The organism is Pseudonocardia sp. ICBG601, from assembly GCF_020496245.1.
The window spans coordinates 678,842-702,130 of sequence record NZ_JAHLJA010000148.1 but is presented as its reverse complement, the minus strand read 5'-3'; the positions used below and the strand labels follow the sequence as shown (position 1 = coordinate 702,130).

The window sequence follows — 23,289 nt, the reverse complement described above, 5'->3', positions numbered from 1 at the left end:
CCGGTACGAAGGGGGAGTTCCGGTGGGGACCGGACGGCACTCACGACCCGCCCGCGTCGTCGCCCGGCGGTGACCCTGCACCCCTCACCCCGGATGGGCGGTGGTCGCACAAGGCCGGACCGCACATTACGAACAGATATCGCTCGGATAAATGACGCAGAGCACATTCATTGCATGACTGCGCTCACGACGAATAACGAGAACATTCCGGATCGGTAATGTCGTCTTCCGGAACGTCTCCGGTACGGCAACGGCCCGGGGATGACCTGCGCGGTCGTCCCCGGGCCGTTGTACCGAGAAACGGATCAGTTGTCGATCTCGCCCCGGATGAACGCCTCGACCTTGTCGCGCGCCTCGGAGTCGCGGTACTGCTCCGGCGGCGACTTCATGAAGTAGCTCGACGCCGACAGGATCGGTCCGCCGATGCCGCGGTCCTTGGCGATCTTGGCCGCCCGCACCGCGTCGATGATGATGCCCGCGGAGTTCGGGGAGTCCCAGACCTCGAGCTTGTACTCCAGGTTCAGCGGGACGTCACCGAACGCGCGGCCCTCGAGCCGGACGTAGGCCCACTTGCGGTCGTCCAGCCAGGACACGTAGTCCGACGGGCCGATGTGCACGTTGCCCTTGCCCATGTCCCGGTCCACCTGCGAGGTGACGGCCTGGGTCTTGGAGACCTTCTTGGACTCCAGCCGCTCGAGCTCCTTCATGTTCAGGAAGTCCATGTTCCCGCCCACGTTGAGCTGCATCGTGCGGTCCAGCTGCACGCCGCGGTCCTCGAACAGCTTCGCCAGCACCCGGTGGGTGATGGTCGCGCCGACCTGGGACTTGATGTCGTCGCCGACGATCGGGACGCCGGCGGCGCGGAACTTCTCCGCCCACTCCGGGTCCGAGGCGATGAAGACCGGCAGCGCGTTGACGAACGCGACGCCCGCGTCCAGCGCGGCCTGCGCGTAGAACCGGTCGGCGTCCTCGCTGCCCACCGGCAGGTAGGACACCAGCACGTCGGCCCCGGTGTCGCGCAGCACCTGCACGACGTCGACGGGCTCGCCGTCGGCCTCGGTGATGGTCTCCCGGTAGAAGCGGCCGAGACCGTCGAGGGTCGGACCGCGCTGCACGGTCACCCCGAGCGGCGGCACGTCCGCGATCTTGACCGTGTTGTTCTCGCTGGCCGAGATCGCGTCGGCGAGATCCTGACCGACCTTCTTCGCGTCGACGTCGAACGCGGCCACGAAGGTCACGTCCCGGACGTGGTACCCGCCGAAGTCGACGTGCATCAGGCCGGGGACCTGGGCCGACGGATCGGCGTCCGCGTAGTAGTGAACCCCCTGGACCAGCGACGCCGCGCAGTTGCCCACGCCGACGACCGCCACCCGAACCTGGCTCATGTCAGGCTCCTCCTGTTGTCTCGTCCTGTCGTACCCCGCCGGTCGCGGGCCGGGATGGCCCGCCGCCGGGGAAGGTCCTCTCGTCGCGGCCGTCCGCGGCGCCCTGCTCGGCCCGTTCGGTCGCGATCAGCTCGTTCAGCCAGCACACCTCGCGCTCGGAGCACTCCAGCCCGAGCCGGTGCAGCTCGCGGGTGTAGCGGTCGACCCCCTCGCAGGGCCTGCCGAGCGCGGTGCGCAGACCGTCCCGGCGTTCCTCGACGGCCCGTCTGCGGCCCTCCAGGATCCGGATCCTGGTCTCCGCCGGTGTCCGCGCGAAGAACGCCAGGTGCACGTCGAAGCTTCCGTCCTCCCACGCCTGGGGGCCGGCCTCGGCGAGCATGGCCGCGAACCGGTCCCGGCCCGCCGGGGTGATGCGGTAGACCCGCCTGCCCCGTCGCAGCCGTCCCGGAGCGCGTCCGTACTGATCACCCGCCTCGTCGGTGGTCTCGGCGATCGACCCGGCCCGGAGCAGCCGGCGCAGGGCCGGGTACAACGAGCCGTAGGAGAACGCGCGGAAGCCGCCGAGCCTGCGGCCGAGCTGCTTGCGCAGCTCGTACCCGTGCAGCGGACCGTCCTGGAGCAGGCCGAGGACCGCGAAGTCCAGCATCGCGACCTCCTCCGTGCGGACCGCCGACCGGTCATCCTATCGGTCCGATACATCGATCCGTTCCCTCCATGATCGTCATCACAGGCGGTCACGGACCGGACGAGTGCCCCGACCAGGCACGGAACGGTCGTGCCCGCAGGGGCCCGTGCGGGACGGCGATGGGTCCGCGGGTCCGTCCCGCGTACCCTGGTCGGGTGCTCAGCCCGCGACAGGTGGTGGACTACGCCCTGCAGCGCCGTGCTCTGCTGGCCGATGTCCGGGCCGGCCGGGTCGGCCGTGAGGAGGTGTGCGATGCGGGTGCCTACCTGCTCCGCGCCGCGCGCTTCCACGGCACGGCCGCCGGTCGGGCCTGTCCGGTCTGCCGGCACGACGAGCTCGCCCAGGTCTCGTGGGTGTTCGGCGAGAGCCTGCGCCACGTCTCCGGCTCGGCCCGCTCCGCGGCGGACCTCGAGCAGCTCGCGGCGCAGGTCGCCGACTTCTCCGTGCACGTCGTCGAGGTGTGCACCGAGTGCCGCTGGAATCACCTGGTCCGCTCGTTCGTCCTCGGCACCGGCCGCCCCCGCCGCGGCCGGCGGAGTGCGGGTGGCTGAGTCCGATGGCGCCCTGCCCGACGAGCACGACCACCCGGACCGCGCGCACCGCGCCGGTCCGCTGCCGGATCCCCTCCGCCCCGGGCACCCCCGGCCCGGGCCACTGCGGATCCGGTCCACCGCATCCCACGGAGCCGCCCGGTGAACGACGAGCGTGACCCCCGGCGCACCCCGCCGCCGCCCCCGCCCCCCGGTCCTCCGCGGTCCCGTCCCCCGATGCCCCCGCCGGCCCCCCAACCGGGCGTGGGCCCCCGTCCCCCGATGCCCCCGCCCCCCGGTCGTCCACCGGTGGGCGGCCGTCCCGCACCCGCGGGGCCGCCGCCGCGCCCGGTCCCCCAGTCCCCTCCGCCGCTGCTGACCCACGACGACTCCGGGGTCGGCCATTTCGACCCCGTCGTCCGGCCCGCCCAGGCCGGTCCGCGCACGGCCGCCCCGCAGCGCACCGGCCGTCCGCCGGCCCGCGGTGCCGCGGCGGCCGCGGCGGCACCGGCCACGGCCGCCCGTCGTGGCGGCGGTGGCGGCCGCCCGCCCGGCCCGCCCGGTCGTCCCGACGGTCGCGGTCCCGGGGACGGCGGTGACGGGCGGAAGAAGCCCGGCCGTCGCCGGCTCCGGCGCTGGGTGATCGGGCTCGCCGCGTTCGCGGTGATCGGCCCGCTGGTCGCGTTCGCGATCGGCTGGCTGGTGTTCCCGGTCCCCAAGGCCGACGACATCGCCGTCACCCAGGTCGCGACCTTCACCTACACCGACGGCGCCCCGCTGGCGACCGTCCGGCCGGACAACGTCAACCGGACCAGCGTCGACCTGTCCCAGGTGCCGGTGCCGGTCCAGCAGGCCGTGCTGTCCGCCGAGGACCGCACGTTCTTCTCCAACCCCGGCTTCGACATCACCGGCATCGCGCGGGCGGTGATCAACCAGCTGTCCGGCGGGATCGGCGGCGGCTCGACGATCACCCAGCAGTACATCAAGGTGACCACCGGCAACGACCAGTACTCGCTGTTCCGCAAGTTCCGCGAGGTCGTGCTGGCCGCGAAGATGTCCAAGGAGATGACCAAGGAGCAGATCCTCGGCAACTACCTGAACGCGATCTACCTGGGTCGCGGCGCCTACGGCATCCAGGCCGCCAGCCAGGCGTACTTCGGGAAGAACGTCCAGGACCTGAACGCCTCCGAGGGCGCGATGATCGCCGGGCTGATCCAGTCGCCGTCGCGCTGGGACCCGGCGAAGAACCTTGAGATGTCCCAGCAGCGGTGGAACTTCGTGCTCGACGGCATGGTCGCCCAGGGCTGGATGACCCAGGCCGACCGGGCGCAGCAGAAGTTCCCGCAGTGGCGCGAGGCCTCCGCGGCCGAGGGCGGCGGCATCCCCGGCGACGACAAGGGCCACATCTACAACGCGGCCCGCGCCGAGCTGGAGAAGCTCGGGATCTCCGAGACCGAGATCAACACCCAGGGTCTGACGGTCACCACGACGATCGACCCGAAGGCCCAGGAGGACGCGGCGACGGCCGTCCAGAAGGTCATGGACGGCCAGCCCGGCAACCTGCGGTCCTCGCTGGTGTCGGTGAACCCGAAGACCGGCGCGATCATTGCCTACTTCGGCGGGGAGAACGGCGTCGGCCTCGACTACGCCTCGGTGCTCAAGCAGCCCGGCTCGTCGTTCAAGCCGTTCGTGCTCGCGGCGGCGCTGCAGGCGAACCCGCCGGTCGGCCTCGGCACGATCTACGACGGCTCCTCCCCCCAGGAGCTCGCCGGCACCACGGTCACCAACTCCGAGGGCGTGAGCTGCGGCCAGTGCTCGGTGAAGGAGGCCATGACCAAGTCGATCAACACGGTCTTCTACCGGATGGGTCTCGACGTCGGCCCGCAGCGGGTCGCCGACGCCGCGCACCAGGCCGGCATCCCCGCCGACCTGCTGCCGAACCCCACCGGCGGCATCTCGCTGGGTGACCGCGAGGTCCACCCCGAGGACATGGCCGCCGCCTACGGCACGTTCGCGGCCGACGGCATGAAGCGCGACCCGTTCCTGATCGCGAAGGTCACCGCCAGCGACGGCCGGGTCATCTACGACCGCGGCAGCACCGACAACGGCCAGCAGGTGATGCCGGCCGAGGTCGCCCGCAACGTCACCGAGTCCATGACCGACGTCGCGAGCTCCTCGCGGATCGGGCTGGACGGGCGTCCGGTCGCCGCGAAGACCGGCACCGTGCAGAGCAGCGTCCAGGGCCAGAACAACGACGCCTGGACCGTCGGCTACACCCCGTCGGTGTCCACCGCGGTGTGGGTCGGCACCGACGACAACACCCCGATCAAGAACTCCGCGGGCCGCCCCGTCTACGGGCGGATGCTGCCCGGCTCGATCTGGCAGTCGTTCATGAACGACGTGCTGCAGGGGACGCCGGTGGAGCAGTTCTCCGACTTCGAGCCGATCGGCCAGGCCCCGGCCCGGGCCGTCTCGAACGACTCGGGGCAGGGCGACGACCAGCAGCCGACCACCACCCAGGAGCCCGGCGACAGCCGCGACAACGGCGACCGCGGGGACCGGGGCGACCGCGGGAACCGCGGCGACCGGGGTGACTCCTCGGGCGACGGCTCCGGTGACGGATCCGGCGACGGCAGCAGCGGCGACCCCGGCAACGACGGCAACAGTGACGGTCCGCCCGGCTCCGACGCGGGCCGGGACCGTCCGGGCCGCGGGGGCGACAACTGACCGCAGGCGGCCGGCCCGGAGCCGCACCGCCCGCCCCCCGCGACGCGCCGGGGGCGGGCGTCCGGGACCGGGAGATCCCGACCTGGACCGAGCCGCTGGCGCGCGCCGCCAGCCGGGTCGTCGGCGGCCCGCTGGGCCGGCACGCACTCGTCGGACGGTCGCGCTGGTGGACCCCGCTGCGGGTGGTGCTGCTGCTCGCCGTCGTCGTGCTGGCGCTGGGCTGGCTGGGCAAGGCGGCCTGCCTGCAGCAGTACCGCACCCCCGACGGTGCGCTCGCGCTGGACTGGCGCAACGACCGTCAGTACGTCGCGATGTGCTACTCCGACACCGTCCCGCTCTACGGGCTGGAAGGTCTCGCCGACGACGCCGTCCCCTACCGCGACGCCTGGTTCGAGACCGCCGCCGACGGCTCCCGCACCGCCCGGTACATGGAGTACCCGGTGGTCACCGGGATGTTCCAGTACCTCAACGCGCAGCTGACCGACGGCTGGCAGTGGCTGGCCGAGCGGCTGCCGCTGCCGACCGCGCTCGACGTCGTCGTCTACTTCGACGTCACCGCGATCTGGCTGGCCATGGCCTGGCTGGTGGTGGTGTGGGCGGTGCTGATGCTCCGCCCGGAACGTCCGTGGGACGCCGCGCTGGTCGCGCTGTCCCCGCTGGTGGCGGTGCACGCGTTCACCAACTTCGACACGCTCACCGTCGCGCTCGCGACCGGGGCGCTGCTCGCGCTGCGCCGAGACCGTCCGGTCTGGGCCGGGGTGCTGCTCGGGATCGGCGGCGCGGCGAAGCTCTACCCGCTGCTGTTCCTGCTGCCGGTGCTGCTCGTCGGCTGGCGACGCCGCGCCGACGGCGGCCTCCCGCGAGCCGCGTGGACGATCGGCGCCACGGTCCTCGCCTGGGTGGCGGTGAACCTCCCGGTCGCGCTGGCCTGGCCGCGCGGCTGGGTCGAGTTCTTCCTGCTCAACCGCACGCGCCCGGCCGACCCGGACTCGATCTGGTACTCGCTGTACTGGTTCACCGGCTGGTCCGGCTTCGACGGCCCGCTCGGCGACGGGCAGTCCCCCACCGTGCTCAACACCGTCACCGCGGTCCTCATGGTGCTGGCGTTCGCCGCGATCGCCTGGCTCGCGCTGCGCGCGCCGCGCCCGCCCGCGGTCGCCGAGCTGGCGTTCCTGACGGTCTCGGCGTTCCTGCTGGTCAACAAGGTGTGGAGCCCGCAGTACTCGCTGTGGCTGGTCCCGCTCGCGGTGCTCGCCCTGCCACGCTGGCGGCTGCTGCTGGCGTGGATGGTCGTCGACGCGCTGGTCTGGGTGCCGCGGATGTTCCAGTACCTGGGTGTCGCGAACAAGGGACTGCCGCCGGAGCCGTTCCTGGTGACCGTGCTGGTCCGCGACGCCGTGGTGGTCGCGCTGTGCGTGCTCGTCGTCCGGCAGATCCTGCGGCCCGGCACCGACCCCGGCCGGGACCCGGAGCCCGTGTGGCCGGTCGGCCCGCGGGTCTCCCGGTCCCGCGTTCCCGCCGTGCCCGCCGCTGCGGCGTCCGCCGTGGCGGTGCCCGCACGGGGCGGGCGGCGTCGGCGAGGGGACGGCGGCGGTTCCGGCGCCACCGGTTCCGTCGGGGCGTCCCGGTCCGGTGGCGCGACTCGGTCCGGCGGCGTGACCCGGTCCGGCGGTGCGACTCGGTCCGGCGGGACGTCCCCGTCCGGTGGCGCGGCCGGTTCCGCGGGCTCCGGCCGCTCCGGCCGCGCGGCGGCACCCGAGCCGTGGCCGTCCCGGGCGGCCCGCCCCCGGCGCGACCCCGCGGACTGAACCGCGGCTGCTCCTCGCGTCGCCGCACCCGTTGTGCGGTGGCCGCGCCCGGGCAGTTGTTGCGCCCTTGCGGTCGCCGCACCTGTCGTGCCGGTCGCTGCACCCCCGGCGGTCGCCGCACCTGTCGTGCGGTCGCCGCACCCCCTCGCGGTCGGGGCACTCTCCCGCGGTCGCCGTTCCCCGACGCTCGTCGCACCCCTGGTGACGTCGACGCACCGCTCGTGCGGTCGCCGCACCCTCTGCGGCGGGTGCGGCGACCTCGCCCGGGGTGCGACGGCAGGCGTCGTGGTCGTCCCGGCCGGCGCGCACCGGGGCCTGTGCGGCGCGCACCGGCGCGACGGCGGCGTGCCGCCTACCGCCCGTGCCGCCTACCGCCCGTGCCGCCTACCGCCCGTGCCGCCTACCGCCCGTGCCGCCTACCGCCCGTGCCGCCTACCGCCCGTGCCTCTCGCCGCCCGTGCCGTCGGGCGCCGACCGTAGGGCCGGGCGCCGACCGCGTGCGCCGGGTGCCGGGCGCCGCACAGGGTGTGGTGGCGCCGCACAGGGTGTGACGTGTGTGGCGGCGACGGAACCTGTGCGGCGCCCGGGCGGGTGCGACGATCGGTGCATGGCCGACGACGTGGTGGTCCCGGAACCGGTGCAGCGCCAGCTGCGGGAGCGTGTCGAGGCGGCGCTGACGACGCTCCCCCCGGCCGAGCGCCGGGCCGCGTCGGAGGCGGACCGGGCGGGGAAGCGGGCCGCCGCCGTCACGCTGACGCTGCTGCCGGTCCCCGGTGCCACCGGCGACGGCCGTCTCGCCGACGAGGTCGCGTTCGTCCTGACCCGGCGCGCCCGGTCGCTGCGGGCGCACTCCGGGCAGTGGGCCCTTCCGGGCGGGCGGCTCGACCCGGGTGAGACCGCCGAGCAGGCGGGGCGCCGCGAGGTGTCCGAGGAGATCGGGCTCGAGCTCGGACCGGACCGCGTGCTCGGCCTGCTCGACGACTACCCGACCCGTTCCGGCTACGTCATCACCCCGGTCGTGCTGTGGGCCGGCGGCGCGGGCGAGCCGACGCCCAACCCGGACGAGGTCGCCGAGCTGCACCGTCCGCCGCTGGCCGAGATCGACCACGAGCCCCGGTTCCTCACGATCCCCGAGTCCGACGCCCCGGTGATCCAGGTGCCGCTGTTCGACCGCTACGTCCACGCCCCCACCGGCGCGGTGCTCCACCAGTTCCGCGAGGTCGTCCTGCACGGGCGCGCGACGCGGGTCGCGCACCTGGAGCAGCCGGTGTTCGCCTGGCGCTGAGGAACCCGACCGACGTCCCGGGGCGCGGCCGGGCGGTGCCCGTCGCCGGTCGGGACGGCGCGGTCACCCACGGCGGGGCCGGCGTCGCCGAGCGGCCGGCCGACCTCGGCGGTGCCACGGACGGGGCGCTCCCGTTCCGCTGCTCGGGCCGATCCGGGCGGCCCGCTCACCGCCAGGGTCCTACCGCCTGAGCCCGCCTCAGGTGTGCTCCCGCAGGAACGCGATGTCGCGGGCCTGCCCCTCGGCCGGGGTCTCCACCACGACCGGCGCCCCCGCCGCCGCGACGACGGCGGCCAGCTCGTCCGGCGGGATCGTCCCGTCGTCGATGTTGGCGTGCCGGTCGCGGGCGGAGTCGAACGCGTCGCGCGAGTTGTTCAGGTGGATCAGGTCGATCCGCCCGGTGATCCCCCGGACCCGCTCGACGATCCCGGCCAGCTCCTCGCCGCCGGCGAAGGCGTGGCAGGTGTCCAGGCAGAACCCGACGCCGAACTCGCCCACCGCGTCCCACAGCCGGCCCAGTGCGTCGAACCGGCGGGCCATGGCGTTGTCCCCGCCCGCGGTGTTCTCGATCAGGACGGGCACGTCGAAGCCGTGCTCCCCGGCCTGGCGCTCGACGAACTTGCGCCAGTTGTCGATCCCGACGGCCGGGTCGTCGTCCTTCGTGACGTGCCCGCCGTGCACGACCAGGCCGAACGCACCGACCTCGGCGGCCCCGGCCAGGTGCTGCTGCACGATCTTGCGGCTGGGGATGCGGATCCGGTTGTTCGTGGACGCGACGTTCGCGGTGTAGGGCGCGTGCACCACCACCGCGACGTCCGACGCGGCCAGCTCCGCCGCCCGTGGGTGCGGCGGCGGCTTCTTCCAGCCCTGCGGGTCGGACAGGAACAGCTGGATCACCTCGGCGCCGACCTCGGCGGCCGCGGCCAGGGGGTCCTCGGCGTCGCGGACGTGTGCTCCGATCTGCATACGGGCACGGTAGCGAGGACCCCCGACAGCCGTCGGCCGCCGGTCAGGCGTCGGCGATCGAGAAGTTCACCAGGCCGCCCTCCACCGAGGTCACGGTCACCCGGGCCGGCAGCTGCTCGCCGCCGACGGTAAGGGTGCAGGTCTGCACGGCGCCGGGGCGCGGGGCCAGCTCGCCGTCGCAGGTCGTGGTCTCGACCGGCCGGCCCATGGATGCGGTGACCTGCTCACCGACGGTCCTCGCCAGCACCTCCGGCGACACCGGCCGGGCCTCGGTGGTGATGTCGAAGTTCACCGTGCCGCCGTCGACGGCGCTGACCGCGGCCACGGCGTCGACCGGCTGGCCGCCGGTGGTGAACTCGCAGCGCAGGGTCCGCCCGACCTCGGCGGCCAGGTCGGACGGGCAGGTCACGGTGCCGGCGTCGATCGCCACGCCCTGCCCGCCCAGCTGGGTCGCGATGGTCGAGGCGACCTGGTCGCGCGGCACCGACGAGGAGCAGCCCGCCGCCGCCAGCAGCCCCGCGGCCGCCACGAGCGCGGCGAGGACCCGCGGCGCGCTCACGCCGCACCGCCGGTCAGCAGCGCCCGCCAGGACTTCCCCGCGGTGCGCCCGGTGGCGATGTCGTGCACCGCCCGGCTCGCGACGAACGCCTCGCCCACGGCGGTGTCGAACAGGGCCGCGGTCGCGGTGTCGGCGCCGTTCGGGCGGACCAGCGCGATCCGCCGCCGCTGCCCGGCGACGGTGGCGCGGAAGCCCCCGCCGAACTCGTACCAGGGGAAACGGACGTCGGTGACGGCGTCGAGCGGCTCGTCGAAGACGGGGCCGGTGTCGGCGACGAACGACAGCCGTCCGTCGGCCAGGACCAGGATCCCCGGTGTGTTCATGAGCCCGGACAGGATCCAGGCGTGGCTGCGGAAGTGGGTGGTGCCGGACACGAGCTCTCCCCCGTGGTCGTCGGCGCCCGCGGACCGGGCACCCGTACGACGACCAGCGTCTCCGCGGGCACGGCCCGAACCCATCCCAGCGATCTGGGGAACCGCGTACCCGCAGGTCGGGGCCGGAACGGCCGTTGCTAGGCTGTACCGGCATCCCCGCAGCTCCCGCGCATCCGCCGGAAACTGTCGGGGTGCACTGAGAACCTCCTGTCACGGCCGTCCGGGCCGTGACCGTTTCGAGTCCATAGGAGGTGAGTGGTTCTCATGCGTCATTACGAGGTCATGGTCATCCTCGACGGCGGCCTGGACGAGCGCACTGTGCAGCCGTCCCTGGAGCAGTTCCTCACCGTCGTGAAGAACGACGGCGGATCGGTCGAGAAGATCGAGGTCTGGGGCAAGCGCCGCCTGGCCTACGAGATCAAGAAGCAGGGCGAGGCCATCTACGCGGTCCTCGACATCACCGCTGAGCCGGCCACCGTCACCGAGCTGGACCGCCAGCTGGGTCTGAACGAGTCCGTGCTGCGCACCAAGGTCCTGCGCAAGGACGTCACCCGCACGCCGGCGCCCGCCGCCGGCTGATTGGAGCCGTCATGGCCGGCGAGACCGTCATCACCGTCGTGGGCAACCTGACGGCGGATCCCGAGCTGCGGTTCACCCCGTCCGGCGCCGCGGTCGCCAACTTCACCGTGGCGTCCACCCCGCGCACCTTCGACCGCCAGTCCGGCGAGTGGAAGGACGGCGAGGCGCTCTTCCTGCGCTGCAACATCTGGCGCCAGGCGGCGGAGAACGTCGCCGAGTCCTTGACCCGCGGCGCGCGCGTCGTGGTCCAGGGTCGTCTGCGCCAGCGGTCGTTCGAGACCAAGGAAGGCGAGAAGCGCACCGTCGTGGAGATGGAGGTCGACGAGGTCGGCCCGTCCCTGCGCTACGCGACCGCCAAGGTCAACAAGGTCAACCGGGGCGGAGGCTCCGGTGGCTTCGGTGGCGGCGGCGGTGGCTACGACGGTGGCGGCGGCGGTGGCGCCCGACAGGGCGGCGGTTCCGGCGGTGGAGGCAACTCCGGCGGCGGCTATGACGACCCCTGGGGTTCGGCCCCGCCCGCGGGCAGTGGCGCCGCGTCCGACGACGAGCCCCCCTTCTGATCCACGTACCTCTCCGCCCGTGACGGGCGGAGGACGATCTCCAGGAGCACCACCATGGCCAAGGCCATCGTGCGCAAGCCGAAGAAGAAGGTCTGCGCTTTCTGCAAGGACAAGGCCCAGCTGATCGACTACAAGGACACCGGTCTGCTGCGGAAGTTCATCTCCGACCGCGGCAAGATCCGTGCCCGTCGGGTCACCGGCAACTGCCGGCAGCACCAGCGGGACGTCGCCGTCGCGGTGAAGAACTCCCGTGAGGTCGCCCTGCTGCCGTACACCTCGACCGCTCGCTGAGGAAGGGGAGACACATGAAGCTCATCCTCAACGCCGACGTCCCGAACCTGGGTGCCCCGGGTGACATCGTCGAGGTCAAGGACGGCTACGGCCGCAACTACCTGCTCCCGCGCAAGCTCGCGGTCGTCGCCACCCGTGGCGCCGAGAAGCAGGTGGAGCAGATCCGCCGGGCCCAGAAGACCCGCGAGATCCGCGACCTGGGCCACGCCCAGCAGGTCGACTCGCAGCTGCGCAACATCAACGTGACCGTCCCGGCCAAGGCCGGCGACACCGGCCGTCTGTTCGGCTCGATCACGCCGGCCCAGGTCGTCGACGCCGTCAAGGCGGCCGGCGGCCCGCTGCTGGACAAGCGCAGCATCGACGTCCCGGGTCACCTCAAGACCCTGGGCAAGCACCAGGTGCAGGTCCGCCTGCACCCGGAGGTCACCACCGAGCTGCCGATCGCGGTCGTCGCGAGCTGAGCGGTCCGGTGGTCGTACGACCACCGAGCGTGAACAGGGCGGTGTCCGGAGCCATGTGCTCCGGGCGCCGCCCTTTCGCGTGTCCGGGGCCGGCCGGAGGGGCGTCGTGCACACGGTGCGCAGTCCCGGATGGACGATCGACACCGATCGGACGACCCCACACCGGATGCCTTGTCACGCAGCCGACACGCCGTGCGGTGACGACCCACTCGTCGGGCGGGCCTGTGGACGCGCCGGGCGGTGAGCGGTCCGCCGGGCGCTCCGACACGCCCGTACGCGGCGTGCGACGACACGCCAGAGCAAAGTTGTCCACAGCTGTGAGTATGCCTCTGACCTGCGCAGACGGCCCATTCCGCTGCGCTGTCCCCAGGTTGTCCCCAGCACGGTCCCGGGACGGGCGGCATCCGTGCACAGTTCATCCCCAGTTCGATCACCAGGCCGGTTCGCCACGGGCGGTACGGCCGACCTAGTGTCGGCCGTACCGGTACGCGAGCGCCTTGCTCCCCGGGCCGCGCCCGCCGCGGTCCGTCGGGCACCGCGCCGGCCGGCAGATCACCGACGACGGTCGCGGGTGGGCAGCACGTACCACTCGCGCGTCGAACGTGCGTTCGGTACTGTGTCCACCGGGGGTGACGCTGCGTATGGCTCTGACGGACGATCGTCCCGGCAACAAGCCCCGTGCGGTCCGTGACGGCGAGAAGGCCTCCGGACCCGGCGAGGGCGCCACGTTCGACCGTCAGCCCCCGCAGGACCTCACGGCCGAGCAGTCGGTGCTCGGCGGCATGCTGCTGAGCAAGGACGCGATCGCCGACGTCGTGGAGGTCCTGCAGCCGGAGGACTTCTACCGGCCCGCCCACCAGACCGTCTACGAGACGATCCTGGACCTCTACAGCCGTGGCGAGCCCGCGGACGCGGTGACCGTCTCGGCGGAGCTGCAGCGGCGCGGTGAGCTCGTCCGCCTCGGCGGCGCGCCCTACCTGCACACCCTCATCGCGACCGTGCCCACCGCGGCGAACGCGGCGTACTACGCCGAGATCGTCGGCGAGAAGGCGGTCCTGCGGCGGCTGGTCGAGGCCGGCACCCGGATCGTGCAGCTCGGCTACCACGGTGCCGACGGCGGCGACGTCGACGACGCGGTGGACCGGGCCCAGGCCGCGGTCTACGAGGTCACCGAGCGCACCACCACCGAGGACTACACGGTGCTGGAGGAGCTCCTCCAGCCCACGATGGACGAGATCGACGCGATCGCCTCCCGGGGCGGCCAGTCCACGGGTGTGCCGACCGGCTTCGCCGACCTCGACCAGGTCACCAACGGTCTGCACCCGGGCCAGATGGTCGTCGTCGCGGCCCGGCCGGGTCTGGGCAAGTCGACCCTGGGTCTGGACTTCGCCCGCTCCTGCTCCATCAAGAACGGCATGACCAGCGCGTTCTTCTCGCTGGAGATGAGCAAGTCCGAGATCGTCATGCGTCTGCTGTCCGCGGAGGCCCGGATCCGGCTGGCCGACATGCGCGCCGGCCGGATGTCGGACGAGGACTGGACGCGGATGGCGCGGCGGATGTCGGAGATCTCCGAGGCGCCGCTCTACATCGACGACTCGCCGAACCTGACGCTGATGGAGATCCGGGCCAAGGCGCGCCGGATGAAGCAGCGCTACGACCTGAAGCTGATCATCCTGGACTACCTGCAGCTGATGACCTCGGGCCGCAAGGTCGAGTCCCGTCAGCAGGAGGTCTCGGAGTTCTCCCGGCAGATCAAGCTGCTGGCCAAGGAGCTCGAGGTCCCGGTGGTGGCCATGAGCCAGCTGAACCGTGGTCCCGAGCAGCGCACCGACAAGCGGCCGATGCTGTCGGACCTGCGTGAGTCCGGCTCGATCGAGCAGGACGCGGACATGGTGGTGCTGCTGCACCGCCCCGACGCGTTCGAGCAGGACGACCCGCGTGCCGGTGAGGCCGACCTGATCCTGGCCAAGCACCGTAACGGCCCGACCACGACGATCACCGTCGCCCACCAGCTGCACTACAGCCGGTTCTCCGACCTCGCCCACGGCTGAGGCCGCCGGTCGCGCGACCGCGCGCCACGGCCACCCCGTCCGTCCGGGGAGGCACCGGTCACTGCGCGGTTCCGCCGGGGAGGCACCGCGCGGTGCGCGGTGCGGGGGTGCCGGGTCAGGCGGTCCCGGGGTGCGCCTGCGGCCCGGTGGTGGCCGCGACGGCCAGGGCGAGGCCGGCCACGAGGATCCCCGCGACGACGACCGGCACGCTCACCAGCACGGCACCGAGCAGCAGCACGACCAGCGCGATCCCCAGCAGCATCGTCGGGAACGGGCCCGAGCCGTGCACGGTGCGCCGGTCGCGGGCGAACCCGGCGAGCAGCCGTCCGCCGTGGCGGGCCGGGGCGTGCAGTGCGGCGTTCAGTGCGGAGAACCGGCGGACCAGTCGCGGGTCGGTCAGTCGCAGCTGCACCTCGATCTCGTGCAGTCGACGGTTCTCGCGCTCGCTCAGCACCTCGGAAACCCCTCGTGTCCACGTCCCGGCAGACACGGTCGTGCCGCCGTCCGGCGCGGGGCGTCGTCGATCCGGCCTGGTACCGACGTTACGTGACCGATTCGTGATCTCGCCGACCGGGCCGCCCGGCTCACATGCGCCCGTCCTCACACCGGGGACGGGGCCCGGGGTCACCAGAGGGAGACGCGGTCCCGGCGGGGGCCCGCGGGGGCCCCGAGGCGGGCGATCAGCGCGGCCCACGAGCGTGCCGTCCCCGGTGTCCGGGACGGCCGGGGGCGGAGCCAGCGGACCGCGAGGTCCGGGTCGTCCGGGTCGACGTCGAAGCGTTCCCGGCGCGGGAGCCGGGTGGCGCTGCGCAGCTCGACGACGGTCCCGCTCGCGACGGACTGGACGCCGTAGAGGCAGCCCGGCGGGACGAGCAGCCGCTGCGGGCCCTCGAGCAGGGCGACGGCGAGCCGGCCGAAGGTGTCGGCGTCCGGCCGGGCGTCGATGACGACGGCGTAGCCGCTGCCGCGGGGGACGCCGAGCAGCACCGCGTCGCCGGGATGGCCGAACAGGCCGAGCACGGCGTCGCGGGCCGGGCGGCGCCGTCGTCGCACGGTGAAGGCGGTGAGGTCCGGGCCGGACGCGTCGGCGGCGGTCGGGTCGAGCAGCAGCGCGCCGGGCACCACGGTCCGTACGACGTCCACTCGACCTCCCTCGGGTCCGGTCACCGCGTGCGACGGGCGCGCGATGGGCTGCGGTTGGGGTACCGGAGACGACAACGAGCGGCCTCGGCCCCGGTGACGCTGCGCGAGTCCACGTTGCTCCGATCGGGTTCACAGCGGGCTTTCAGCCCCCGTATCTACTATCGGAGCTAGTACTGCTGCGACGAAGGGGTGGCGCATGACCGACGACCCGACGCCGGGTACCCGGTGCCGTGCCTGTGGCGGTGCCGCGGGCGCGGTCGTGCTCGACCTGGGCGAGCAGCCGCCGTGGGACCGGATGCCCGCGCGGGACGCCCCGCTGCCCGACCCGGCCGCCCCGCTGCGCATGTGGCTGTGCGCCGGCTGCGGTCTCGCCCAGCTGCAGACCGACGCCGCGGTGGCCGAGGAGCTGCACGGCGTCGAACCGCGGGCGATGGCCGAGCAGAGCGACCGCTCGGTCGGTCGGCTCGCCCGCGCCGGCCTGGTCCGCCCGGGCGGCCGGGTCGTGGAGTTCGGCAGCCCGCACGGCGGGTCGTGGCTGCCGCGGCTGACCGGGCGCGGCATGACCGCGCTCGATCCGGGCGCGGTGTCCGCGGCCGGGCGGGCCGACCTCGTCGTCGACTTCTACGGGCTGCTGCACGAGCCCGACCAGGCCGATGCGCTCGCCCGGCGCGTCGCGCTGCTCGCCCCCGGCGGGACGCTCGCGCTCCAGTTGCTGTCGCTGGGCACCGTGCTGCGCGACGGCCAGTGGTTCGACCTGCGCCACGGCCACTACGGCTACTGGTCGCTGCCCGCCCTGGACACCGCACTGCGCCGGCACGGCCTGGGCGTGCACCGGGCGTGGTGGTACCCGCTGGCCGGCGGGACCGTGCTGGTCACCGCCCGGGCCGGGGCCGAGCCCGACGCCGAGACCCGCCGCCTCGTCGACGAGGAGCGCGCCCTCGCCGTCACCGAGCCGTCCGGGTTCACCCGGCTGCAGGCGGCCGCCGACGACACCCACCTGCTGCGCGACTGGCTGGTCGCCGAGCGGGCGGCGGGACGCACCGTCGCCGCCTACGGCGCGGCGTCCCGCGCGGTGCCGCTGGTGTGCCGCGCCGGGCTGGACGCGTCGCTGCTGGCCGCCGTCGGGGACGCCTCGCCGGCCAAGCAGGGCCACCGCATGCCGGGCAGCGACGTGCCCGTCGTGTCCCCCGCCGAGCTCGCCGGCCTGCGCCCGGACCGTGTCCTGCTGTTCCTGCCCGAGCTCCTCGACGAGGTCCGCGCCGCGCTGCCGCAGGTGGAGGCGGCGGGTGGTCGCTGGGTCGTGCTCGGCCCGGGACCCCGTGCGGTGGGGCCCGTGCACGCGCTGTCCGGCTGCTGAACCGGCGGCCCACCGACCGGGGGAGCATGGGGGGTTGCGGTTACCCTCGGACCCGGGAGGCAACATGCGTGGTCGACTCGGCGAGCTCGAGGGCGCCGTGATGGACGTGCTGTGGGGCGACGCGGGTCCCTGCCGGGTGCGCGACGTCCGCGCCCGCCTGGCCCCGGCCCGTCCGCTGGCGTACACGACCGTCATGACGGTGCTCGACAACCTGCACCGCAAGGGCTGGGTGCAGCGCGAGCTGGACGGCCGCGCCTACCTCTACACGCCGGCCGCGAGCCGCGAGGAGGAGACCGCGCGCGCCCTGCGCGACCTGCTCGACGGCCCCGGCGACACCGAGGCCGTGCTCCTGCACTTCGCGCGCTCGGTGTCCGAGCGCGAGTCCGCCGTGCTGCTCGCCGCCCTCTCGGGCCCCGACCGCGGCTGACGCCGCCGCCCGGAGCCGACCGGGCCACCGTCGTCGGGAGAGCGCCGACCGGAGGCGGTCAGGCCGCCCGGTCGCGGTGCGGACGGGACCGCAGCCAGGCCGGACGGCGGCCGGCCGTGGCGGGGACGTCGCCGTCGCGCTCGGCGGTGCGGGTGATGTTGCGGACCATCCCGCCGAAGACGATCCCGTGGAACGGCGCGACCGACCACCAGTACAGGTAGCCGGGCAGGCCGTGCGGGATGAACACCGCCCGCTGGTGGTAGGTCGACCCGCCCGGACGCGGGCGCACCGACATCTCCAGCCAGGCCCGGCCGGGCACCTTCATCTCCGCGCGCAGCCGCAGCAGCCCCTCCTCGGGGTCGCGGTCGCTGCCGGCCGGGCGGGCCCCGCCGGGCTCGATCATCCGCTCCACCCGCCACCAGTCCAGCGCGTCGCCGGTGCGCAGGTCGTGCGGGTCGCGACGACCGCGGGACAGCCCGACACCGCCGACCGCGCGGTCCATCCAGCCGCGCACCGACCAGGCCAGCGGGAACGAGTACCAGCCGCGCTCGCCGCCGATGCCCTCGACGACCGTCCACAGCCGTTCCGGGGTGGCGGTGCAGGCCTGCTCGCGCTCGTCGAGGTAGACGTCGCCGCCGGCCCACTCCGGGTCGCTGGGCAGCGGGTCCGACGGCACGTTGGCCACGGTCGCGCCCGACCAGCGGGTCTCGACCTCGCCGTCGGTGATGCGGGACAGGGCCAGCTCGACGGCGCGGTCGTAGCCGATCAGCCCGCCCGGCGGGTCGGGGATGCGGGCCTTGATGTCGTCCTCGGAGCAGACGACCTCGTGCACCAGGGACTCGATCAGCGGCTTCGCGATCGACTTCGGGACGGGGGTGACGACGTTGATCCAGTGCGCGGACAGCGACGGCGACAGCACCGGCACCGGCAGCACCCGGCGCCGGGACAGGCCGGCGACGCGGGCGTAGCGCTGCATCATCTCGTAGTAGGTGAGGACCTCGGGGCCGCCGATGTCGAAGGTCCGGTTCAGCTCGGCGGCCGGCGCGTCGATCTCCGCGACCCGGATCAGGTAGCGCAGCACGTCGCGCACCGCGATCGGCTGGATCCGGTTGTGCACCCAGCGCGGGGTGACCATCAGCGGGAGCCGCTGGGTCAGGTAGCGCAGCATCTCGAAGCTGGCCGAGCCGGAGCCGAGGATCACCGCGGCCTGCAGCACGACCGTCGGCACCCCGGAGCGCAGCAGGGTCTCCCCCACCTCCACCCGCGACGCCAGGTGGGCCGAGAGCTTCCCCGCTCCGGTGTCCGGGTGCAGCCCACCCAGGTAGACGATCCGCTTCACCCCGGCCGCGCGCGCCGCCTCACCGAGGATCAGCGCGGCCCGCCGGTCGGTGGCGGCGAAGTCGGAGTCCGACAGCGAGTGCACGAGGAAGTAGACGACGTCGACGTCCTCGCAGGCCGCGCGGACGCTGTCCGGGTCCAGCAGGTCGCCCTGCACGATCTCGGCGTCGGCGGCCCACGGTACGTCGGCGAGCTTGTCCGGGTTGCGGACCAGGCAGCGCACGTGGACCGGGCCCGCGGACGGGTCCGGGACGAGGTCGGGCTCGGGACCGTGGCCCAGCAGCCGGGGCGCGAGCCGCCCACCGATGTAGCCGGTCGCACCCGTCACGAGATAACGCACGTCGCGATCGTCCCACCGCAGGCCCTGCGCGGCAGGGCGTGCGCTCAGCCCGGCAGGGCGGGCGGCGGGTTCGCCTCGCGCGGGCGCAGCGGGTCCACCGCCCGCGGCGCGACCTCGCGCGACGCGACCAGGGACCGCACCGCGGCGGTCAGCACGGCCAGCAGCGGGACGGCGAGCAGCGCACCGGCGATCCCGGCGACGACCACCCCGACCGCGACGCCGAGCGCGACCGCCAGCGGGTGCAGCCGGACCGCCCGGCCCATCAGCACCGGCTGGAGCACGTGGCTCTCCAGCTGCTGCACGGCCAGCACGACACCGAGCACGATCAGCGCGGTCACCGGTCCCTCGGTGGCCAGCGCGACCAGCACCGCGACGGCGCCGGTCAGCACCGCCCCGATGACCGGCACGAACGCACCGAGGAACACCAGCGCGGCCAGCGGCAGCACGAACGGCACACCCGTTGCCCACAGGCCCAGGCCGATCCCGAGGGCGTCGACGATCGCGACCAGCACCGTCGCCCGCACGTAGCCGACGAGCGAGGCGAACGCCCGGCGGGCGGCGACGTCGACCCGCGAGCGCCGGGCCCGCGGGGCGAGCAGCCGGACGAAGCCCCAGATGCGGCGGCCGTCGTAGAGCATGAAGATCAGCGCGAACAGGCAGAGCGCGAACCCGGCGAGGATCTCCCCGACGGTCGCGGCGGTCGTCACCGCGCCGGAGGTCAGCGTCTGCTGGTTGTCGCGCACCGCCTGCAGCACCTGGTCGCCGAGCACACCGACGTCGATCCGGAACGGCGTCGCGTCGGCGAGCCCCTGCAGCGAGCCGACGTTGTCGGTGACCTCCGCGACCACCTGGGACGTGCCGTCGACCAGGGTGCTGACGACGGCGGTCAGCAGCCCCCCGAGCGCGGCCAGACCGCCGACCATCACCAGCGCCGTCGCGATGCCGCGGGGCACCCGCCGCTCGTGCAGCCAGCGGACCAGCGGGGCGAGCAGCGCGGACAGCAGCACCGCGATCGCCACCGGGACGACCACGACCCGCAGCTCGATCACGAGGAAGACGAGCAGCGCGAACCCGGCGGCGATGACGAGCATCCGGGCACAGGCCTCGGAGGCGATCCGCAGCGGGCGCGGGATCTCCGCCCGCGGCGACGGGCGGGGGCGCGCCCCGGCGGCCCGCGCCACGGGGTCCGCGATGTGCGGCCCGGTCCGCCCGCCGGAGGTGGCGGCGCGGTGGTGGTGGTCGGCGGTGTCGTCGACGAGGGGCTCGCTGTCGTCGTGCGGGGCCGGGGTGGCCCGGTGGGCGCCGGGCTCGGGATCGGCGGGCCGGGGGGCGACCACACGTGCGTGCCCGGCGCCGGGGTCCTCGTCCGCGGCGTGCGCCGGGTGCGCGTGGTGTCCGTCCGCGGGCGCGCGCCCACGAGGGGCAGGGTCGTCGTCGTGCCGTGGGTGCGGGATGCCGCCCCCGGCAGGAGCGGCGGGCCGCCCGGTCCGCTCCGTCATGACACGACGGTACGGCGGATCGGCCGGGGTGGCGCGGTGCACGCAACGGTGACGGCCCGGCCCCCGAGCACGGCACCCCGGACGGCCCAGCGCCGGAACGGACGGAGCAGTACCGGCGGCCGTTCGTGACGCTCCGTCGAACTACACTCGTGTAGTCGACACCCCGTGGGCCGGACCGGCACGAAGGGGTGGTGACGTGGTCACGCACCGCCGCATGGTGGCCGCGACGTGCCGGATCTTGGTCGCCGGAGTCGATGCGAGGGTCTGTCGCCGAGGGCTTCCGACGCGCCGGACTCCGGGCCGAGGTCACCGACTGCTCCAGGAGGAGTCCGGATGAACACGCTCCGTAGACAACACGGAGAGTCCCGGACCGGTCACGCCACTCGTACGAGGGGACCTCGGAACCAGAACTGTCACCCCCGTTTCCCCTCTCGGGTGTCACCCGTTGACCGGGTGAGTGGGCCGAACGGCGGTACGAGATGTACGCGATACGGACCAGGCCGTGGGTCCCCACATGTCAGGCGAGCAGGAGGTACGGCGGGTGTACGAGTTCGACAGCGCTGCGGGTGGCCTCGAGTCGTCGATCCGGGCGCGACGCGCCGCGCAGGAGAGCTGGCCGTTCCCCGGCCGGCACGAGTCGCACGACGAGATCCAGGAGGAGACGCCGATCTTCCACGCCCTCACCGTCGGGGGCTGGCGGGACGGCCGGCGGAGCGGGAGCGCCGGCAACGCCGTGCGCCGCGTCCACCGCGGCACCGTCCGCACGACCCGCCGCGGTGGCGCGGTCCGGCCGACCGGGGACACGGTCGCCGCGTTCCACGCCGAGGTCGCACCGGTCCCGGCGCAGCCGCTCGGCCACGCGCCGCAGGAGCAGGGCGACGACGCCTGGAACGCACCGGGCGACGCCGCCATGGTGATGCTGCGCCGCCGTCGCGACGCCGAGCGCGCCGCGGACCGGGCCGCGATCGCCCACCTGCTGGGCGGTGCCGGGCGGCACCGGCTGACCCGCACGGCCTGAGCGGCGTCCGAGCGACCGGACGGGCATCCGGCCCGGTCGCTCCGCCGGCACGGGCAGCGCGGTACGGCCGTTCGGCGCCCTTTCGGGACCGGATCGGCACGCGAGGCAACCACGACACCCCCGGAGCGTCCCGGGGAGTAGCCGCACGCCACAGGCGTACGGCCGCACGGCAGGACCGGTGGGGACCGGGAGCGCCGAGGACGCACCAGAACATCCCGCGGACACACCTTGGGACCGCGGGATGAGGTGACGACCGGCTGGGGAGCTGGGTCGTCAGCACGCAAGGCGAGGGCCGGGGCGATGGTCGGAGGGAGCCGACCACCGCACCCGGCCCTCGCGCGTGCGGAGGCCACCGGCGTGGCGCGCGCGACGCCGGTGACGCCGTCGGAGCCGACCGGAGCCGTGGGGAGCGCGGTTCCGGGCAGTACGACGGGGCCGAGTGCGGGACACCCTCGTCCCGGACTCGCGTGGCGACATGATCGCCACGGAGTGTGACCGTATCGGGCGGCCGTCCGGGTCACAAGAGGGCATTCGACGCAGCTTGCGCCGTCCCGTCCGGCACACCCGTCACCACGTTCACCGCTGTCCCACCGGACGGCCGTACGACGCGCCGCGACGCGTGCTCGAATCGTTCCGCACGGTGACCCACGGCGTTCTACCCTGCGAGGGATGAGCACCGATCCCGCCGCGACCGGCCCCCGGCGCACCGACCGCCCGCTCGACGAGGCCGGCGTCGTGACGGCCGTGCGACGGGCCGCGGAACGGGGCGCCACCGTCCGCCCCACCGGCGCCGGTGGCCGCGCCCCGGGACCCCTCGTCCGGACCGAGGACGTACTGCTCGACGTGTCCGCGCTGACCGGCGTCGTCGAGATCGGCGAGGACACCGTGCGGGTGCGGGCCGGGGAGACCGTCGCGGACCTCTGCGTCGCCCTCGCCGCCGCCGGCCGGGCGCTGGCCACCGTGCCCGACGCGCCCCGCGCCACCATCGGCGGCGCCACCGGGCTGGGCATGTACGGCGGCGCCCCCGCGGAGGGCTCGCTGTCCGACCAGGTCCGCGCCGTCCGGCTGGTCGACGGCCGCGGCACCGTCCGCGACGTCACCGGACCCGACCTCGACGCCGCCCGCTGCGGGCTCGGCGCACTGGGCATCGCGACCGCGCTGGAGCTCCGCACCGTCCCGCTCACCCGGCTGCAGGTGCACGAGCGCGCCGTCGGCATCGACGAGGTGCTCGGCGAGGACCTGCTCGGCGAGCACGCCTGGACCGAGTGCGACATCGCGGTCGGCCCGTCGGTGCACGCCGGGTCCGCGGTGCTGCGCTGGGCCGAGCCGGAGCCCGAGGCGACCGGTCCGGTCGAGCGCGCCGGCTGGGGGCAGGCGGTGTCGCGGCTGGCGTCGTCGTGGTGGTCCTCCGGGGTGGGGCTGCGGTCCGGGTGGCCGCCGCCGCAGCGCTGGGCGCCCGGGACGGCCGGGCCGCCGCACGAGGTCCTGCCGGACCCGCAGCCGTGGGACCCGGACCTGTCCGAGTGGGCCGTGCCGCGTGCCGCGCTCGGAACGGTCCTGCGTGAGCTGGGGGCCGCCGTCGCCGCGCGGGGGCGGGAGCTGCGTCCCGTGCGGGTGCGCACCGGACGGGCCGAGACCGGTCTGCTGCACCCGGCGTCCGGCCGGGACACCGCCTACCTGCGGCTGCGGACCCGCGGACCGGCCGAGGAGCCGGTCCGCCGGCTCGCGGGCGCGGTCTGCGAGGACGCCGACGGACGGCCCTGCTGGACCACCCGGCACGCCTGGGGGCCGGACGAGCTCGCCGTCGCCTACCCGGGGTGGGAGGCGTTCCGCGCCGTCCGCGACCGGTTCGACCCCGACCGCCGCTTCACCGACCCGCACCTCGCGGCCGTACTCGGCCGCTGAC

At 74.4% G+C, this 23,289-nt stretch carries 22 protein-coding genes; 13 read left to right on the top strand and 9 right to left on the bottom strand.

Annotated elements, in window-relative coordinates; all coding sequences use genetic code 11:
* Positions 1–305: 305 nt before the first annotated feature.
* Together KPL57_RS32480 and KPL57_RS32475 are read right to left on the bottom strand one after the other, a co-directional pair.
* A complete protein-coding gene (locus KPL57_RS32480; protein WP_226354440.1) occupies positions 306–1,385 on the bottom strand; it encodes an inositol-3-phosphate synthase in 1,080 nt (359 codons plus the stop codon).
* 1 nt (position 1,386) lies between these two features.
* A complete protein-coding gene (locus KPL57_RS32475) occupies positions 1,387–2,031 on the bottom strand; it encodes a PadR family transcriptional regulator (protein WP_226354439.1) in 645 nt (214 codons plus the stop codon).
* 194 nt (positions 2,032–2,225) lie between these two features.
* Between KPL57_RS32475 and KPL57_RS32470 the strand changes: the two genes are divergently transcribed.
* The 4 genes from KPL57_RS32470 (at position 2,226) to KPL57_RS32455 (ending at position 8,420) form a co-directional block, all read left to right on the top strand.
* The gene (locus tag KPL57_RS32470; RefSeq protein ID WP_226354438.1) at positions 2,226–2,621 is read left to right on the top strand and encodes a DUF5318 family protein; all 396 of its coding nucleotides are present in this window, start codon (positions 2,226–2,228) and stop codon (positions 2,619–2,621) included.
* 288 nt (positions 2,622–2,909) lie between these two features.
* A complete protein-coding gene (locus KPL57_RS32465) occupies positions 2,910–5,327 on the top strand; it encodes a transglycosylase domain-containing protein (RefSeq protein ID WP_226354437.1) in 2,418 nt (805 codons plus the stop codon).
* On the top strand, positions 5,324–7,135 hold the full coding sequence (locus KPL57_RS32460) for a glycosyltransferase family 87 protein (protein ID WP_374203859.1): 1,812 nt from the start codon (positions 5,324–5,326) through the stop codon (positions 7,133–7,135). The genes KPL57_RS32465 and KPL57_RS32460 overlap by 4 nt, the downstream gene beginning before the upstream one ends.
* A gap of 607 nt (positions 7,136–7,742) precedes the next feature.
* Positions 7,743–8,420, top strand: a complete 678-nt coding sequence (locus KPL57_RS32455) for a CoA pyrophosphatase (protein ID WP_226354436.1) — start codon at positions 7,743–7,745, stop codon at positions 8,418–8,420.
* Positions 8,421–8,618: 198 nt separating this feature from the next.
* On the opposite strand, the gene KPL57_RS32450 is transcribed toward KPL57_RS32455, so the two are convergent.
* From KPL57_RS32450 to KPL57_RS70475, 3 genes are read right to left on the bottom strand one after another with little or no spacing between them, the layout of a single operon-like run.
* Positions 8,619–9,386: a deoxyribonuclease IV gene (locus KPL57_RS32450; RefSeq protein WP_062398963.1), complete on the bottom strand. Its 768-nt coding sequence runs from the start codon at positions 9,384–9,386 to the stop codon at positions 8,619–8,621.
* 43 nt (positions 9,387–9,429) lie between these two features.
* Entirely contained in the window at positions 9,430–9,945 is a 516-nt protein-coding gene (locus KPL57_RS70480) for a DUF4333 domain-containing protein (RefSeq protein ID WP_226354435.1), read from the bottom strand.
* A complete protein-coding gene (locus KPL57_RS70475; RefSeq protein WP_226354434.1) occupies positions 9,942–10,319 on the bottom strand; it encodes a hypothetical protein in 378 nt (125 codons plus the stop codon). Before KPL57_RS70475 ends, KPL57_RS70480 begins: the two co-directional genes overlap by 4 nt.
* Positions 10,320–10,583: 264 nt before the next feature.
* Between KPL57_RS70475 and rpsF the strand changes: the two genes are divergently transcribed.
* The 5 genes from rpsF to dnaB all read left to right on the top strand — a co-directional run bounded on the left by rpsF (position 10,584) and on the right by dnaB (position 14,261).
* A complete protein-coding gene (rpsF, locus tag KPL57_RS32435; RefSeq protein WP_062398960.1) occupies positions 10,584–10,898 on the top strand; it encodes a 30S ribosomal protein S6 in 315 nt (104 codons plus the stop codon).
* 11 nt (positions 10,899–10,909) lie between these two features.
* Entirely contained in the window at positions 10,910–11,458 is a 549-nt protein-coding gene (locus KPL57_RS32430) for a single-stranded DNA-binding protein (protein WP_208822721.1), read from the top strand.
* A gap of 54 nt (positions 11,459–11,512) precedes the next feature.
* Positions 11,513–11,749, top strand: a complete 237-nt coding sequence (gene rpsR, locus KPL57_RS32425; RefSeq protein ID WP_085915038.1) for a 30S ribosomal protein S18 — start codon at positions 11,513–11,515, stop codon at positions 11,747–11,749.
* A 14-nt stretch (positions 11,750–11,763) separates the two neighbouring features.
* Positions 11,764–12,210, top strand: coding sequence for a 50S ribosomal protein L9 (gene rplI / locus KPL57_RS32420; RefSeq protein WP_226354433.1), 447 nt, complete (start codon positions 11,764–11,766; stop codon positions 12,208–12,210).
* Between the two features lie 641 nt (positions 12,211–12,851).
* A complete protein-coding gene (dnaB, locus tag KPL57_RS32415; protein WP_062403954.1) occupies positions 12,852–14,261 on the top strand; it encodes a replicative DNA helicase in 1,410 nt (469 codons plus the stop codon).
* A 115-nt stretch (positions 14,262–14,376) separates the two neighbouring features.
* Here dnaB and KPL57_RS32410 read toward each other — a convergent pair whose 3' ends face one another.
* A complete protein-coding gene (locus tag KPL57_RS32410) occupies positions 14,377–14,715 on the bottom strand; it encodes a DUF3040 domain-containing protein (protein ID WP_226354432.1) in 339 nt (112 codons plus the stop codon).
* Between the two features lie 170 nt (positions 14,716–14,885).
* Positions 14,886–15,404, bottom strand: coding sequence for a dTDP-4-dehydrorhamnose 3,5-epimerase family protein (locus KPL57_RS32405; protein ID WP_226354431.1), 519 nt, complete (start codon positions 15,402–15,404; stop codon positions 14,886–14,888).
* 196 nt (positions 15,405–15,600) lie between these two features.
* Here KPL57_RS32405 and KPL57_RS32400 point away from each other — a divergent pair, with 196 nt between their 5' ends.
* Complete coding sequence (locus KPL57_RS32400; RefSeq protein ID WP_226354430.1) at positions 15,601–16,761, top strand: class I SAM-dependent methyltransferase; 1,161 nt, start codon at positions 15,601–15,603, stop codon at positions 16,759–16,761.
* A gap of 64 nt (positions 16,762–16,825) precedes the next feature.
* Positions 16,826–17,188: a BlaI/MecI/CopY family transcriptional regulator gene (locus KPL57_RS32395; protein ID WP_226354429.1), complete on the top strand. Its 363-nt coding sequence runs from the start codon at positions 16,826–16,828 to the stop codon at positions 17,186–17,188.
* Between the two features lie 58 nt (positions 17,189–17,246).
* Here the strand turns inward: KPL57_RS32395 and KPL57_RS32390 are convergent, their stop codons facing one another.
* Both KPL57_RS32390 and KPL57_RS32385 read right to left on the bottom strand, forming a co-directional pair.
* Complete coding sequence (locus KPL57_RS32390; protein ID WP_226354428.1) at positions 17,247–18,866, bottom strand: SDR family oxidoreductase; 1,620 nt, start codon at positions 18,864–18,866, stop codon at positions 17,247–17,249.
* Between the two features lie 44 nt (positions 18,867–18,910).
* Positions 18,911–20,365, bottom strand: coding sequence for an AI-2E family transporter (locus tag KPL57_RS32385; protein ID WP_226354427.1), 1,455 nt, complete (start codon positions 20,363–20,365; stop codon positions 18,911–18,913).
* A gap of 541 nt (positions 20,366–20,906) precedes the next feature.
* Between KPL57_RS32385 and KPL57_RS32380 the strand changes: the two genes are divergently transcribed.
* Positions 20,907–21,383, top strand: coding sequence for a hypothetical protein (locus tag KPL57_RS32380; protein ID WP_226354426.1), 477 nt, complete (start codon positions 20,907–20,909; stop codon positions 21,381–21,383).
* A gap of 669 nt (positions 21,384–22,052) precedes the next feature.
* The gene (locus tag KPL57_RS32375) at positions 22,053–23,288 is read left to right on the top strand and encodes a D-arabinono-1,4-lactone oxidase (protein ID WP_226354425.1); all 1,236 of its coding nucleotides are present in this window, start codon (positions 22,053–22,055) and stop codon (positions 23,286–23,288) included.
* Position 23,289 lies beyond the last annotated feature (1 nt).

Excerpts from the sequence above, each read along its gene's own strand:
- rpsF (WP_062398960.1), top strand. The coding sequence starts at position 10,584 with ATGCGTCATTACGAGGTCATGGTCATCCTCGACGGCGGCCTGGACGAG.
- KPL57_RS32395 (WP_226354429.1), top strand. The coding sequence starts at position 16,826 with ATGCGTGGTCGACTCGGCGAGCTCGAGGGCGCCGTGATGGACGTGCTG.
- KPL57_RS32375 (WP_226354425.1), top strand. The coding sequence starts at position 22,053 with ATGAGCACCGATCCCGCCGCGACCGGCCCCCGGCGCACCGACCGCCCG.
- KPL57_RS32475 (WP_226354439.1), bottom strand. The coding sequence starts at position 2,031 with ATGCTGGACTTCGCGGTCCTCGGCCTGCTCCAGGACGGTCCGCTGCAC.
- rpsR (WP_085915038.1), top strand. The coding sequence starts at position 11,513 with ATGGCCAAGGCCATCGTGCGCAAGCCGAAGAAGAAGGTCTGCGCTTTC.
- KPL57_RS32430 (WP_208822721.1), top strand. The coding sequence starts at position 10,910 with ATGGCCGGCGAGACCGTCATCACCGTCGTGGGCAACCTGACGGCGGAT.
- KPL57_RS32450 (WP_062398963.1), bottom strand. The coding sequence starts at position 9,386 with ATGCAGATCGGAGCACACGTCCGCGACGCCGAGGACCCCCTGGCCGCG.
- rplI (WP_226354433.1), top strand. The coding sequence starts at position 11,764 with ATGAAGCTCATCCTCAACGCCGACGTCCCGAACCTGGGTGCCCCGGGT.
- KPL57_RS32480 (WP_226354440.1), bottom strand. The coding sequence starts at position 1,385 with ATGAGCCAGGTTCGGGTGGCGGTCGTCGGCGTGGGCAACTGCGCGGCG.
- KPL57_RS32400 (WP_226354430.1), top strand. The coding sequence starts at position 15,601 with ATGACCGACGACCCGACGCCGGGTACCCGGTGCCGTGCCTGTGGCGGT.
- KPL57_RS32455 (WP_226354436.1), top strand. The coding sequence starts at position 7,743 with ATGGCCGACGACGTGGTGGTCCCGGAACCGGTGCAGCGCCAGCTGCGG.
- KPL57_RS32385 (WP_226354427.1), bottom strand. The coding sequence starts at position 20,365 with ATGACGGAGCGGACCGGGCGGCCCGCCGCTCCTGCCGGGGGCGGCATC.
- dnaB (WP_062403954.1), top strand. The coding sequence starts at position 12,852 with ATGGCTCTGACGGACGATCGTCCCGGCAACAAGCCCCGTGCGGTCCGT.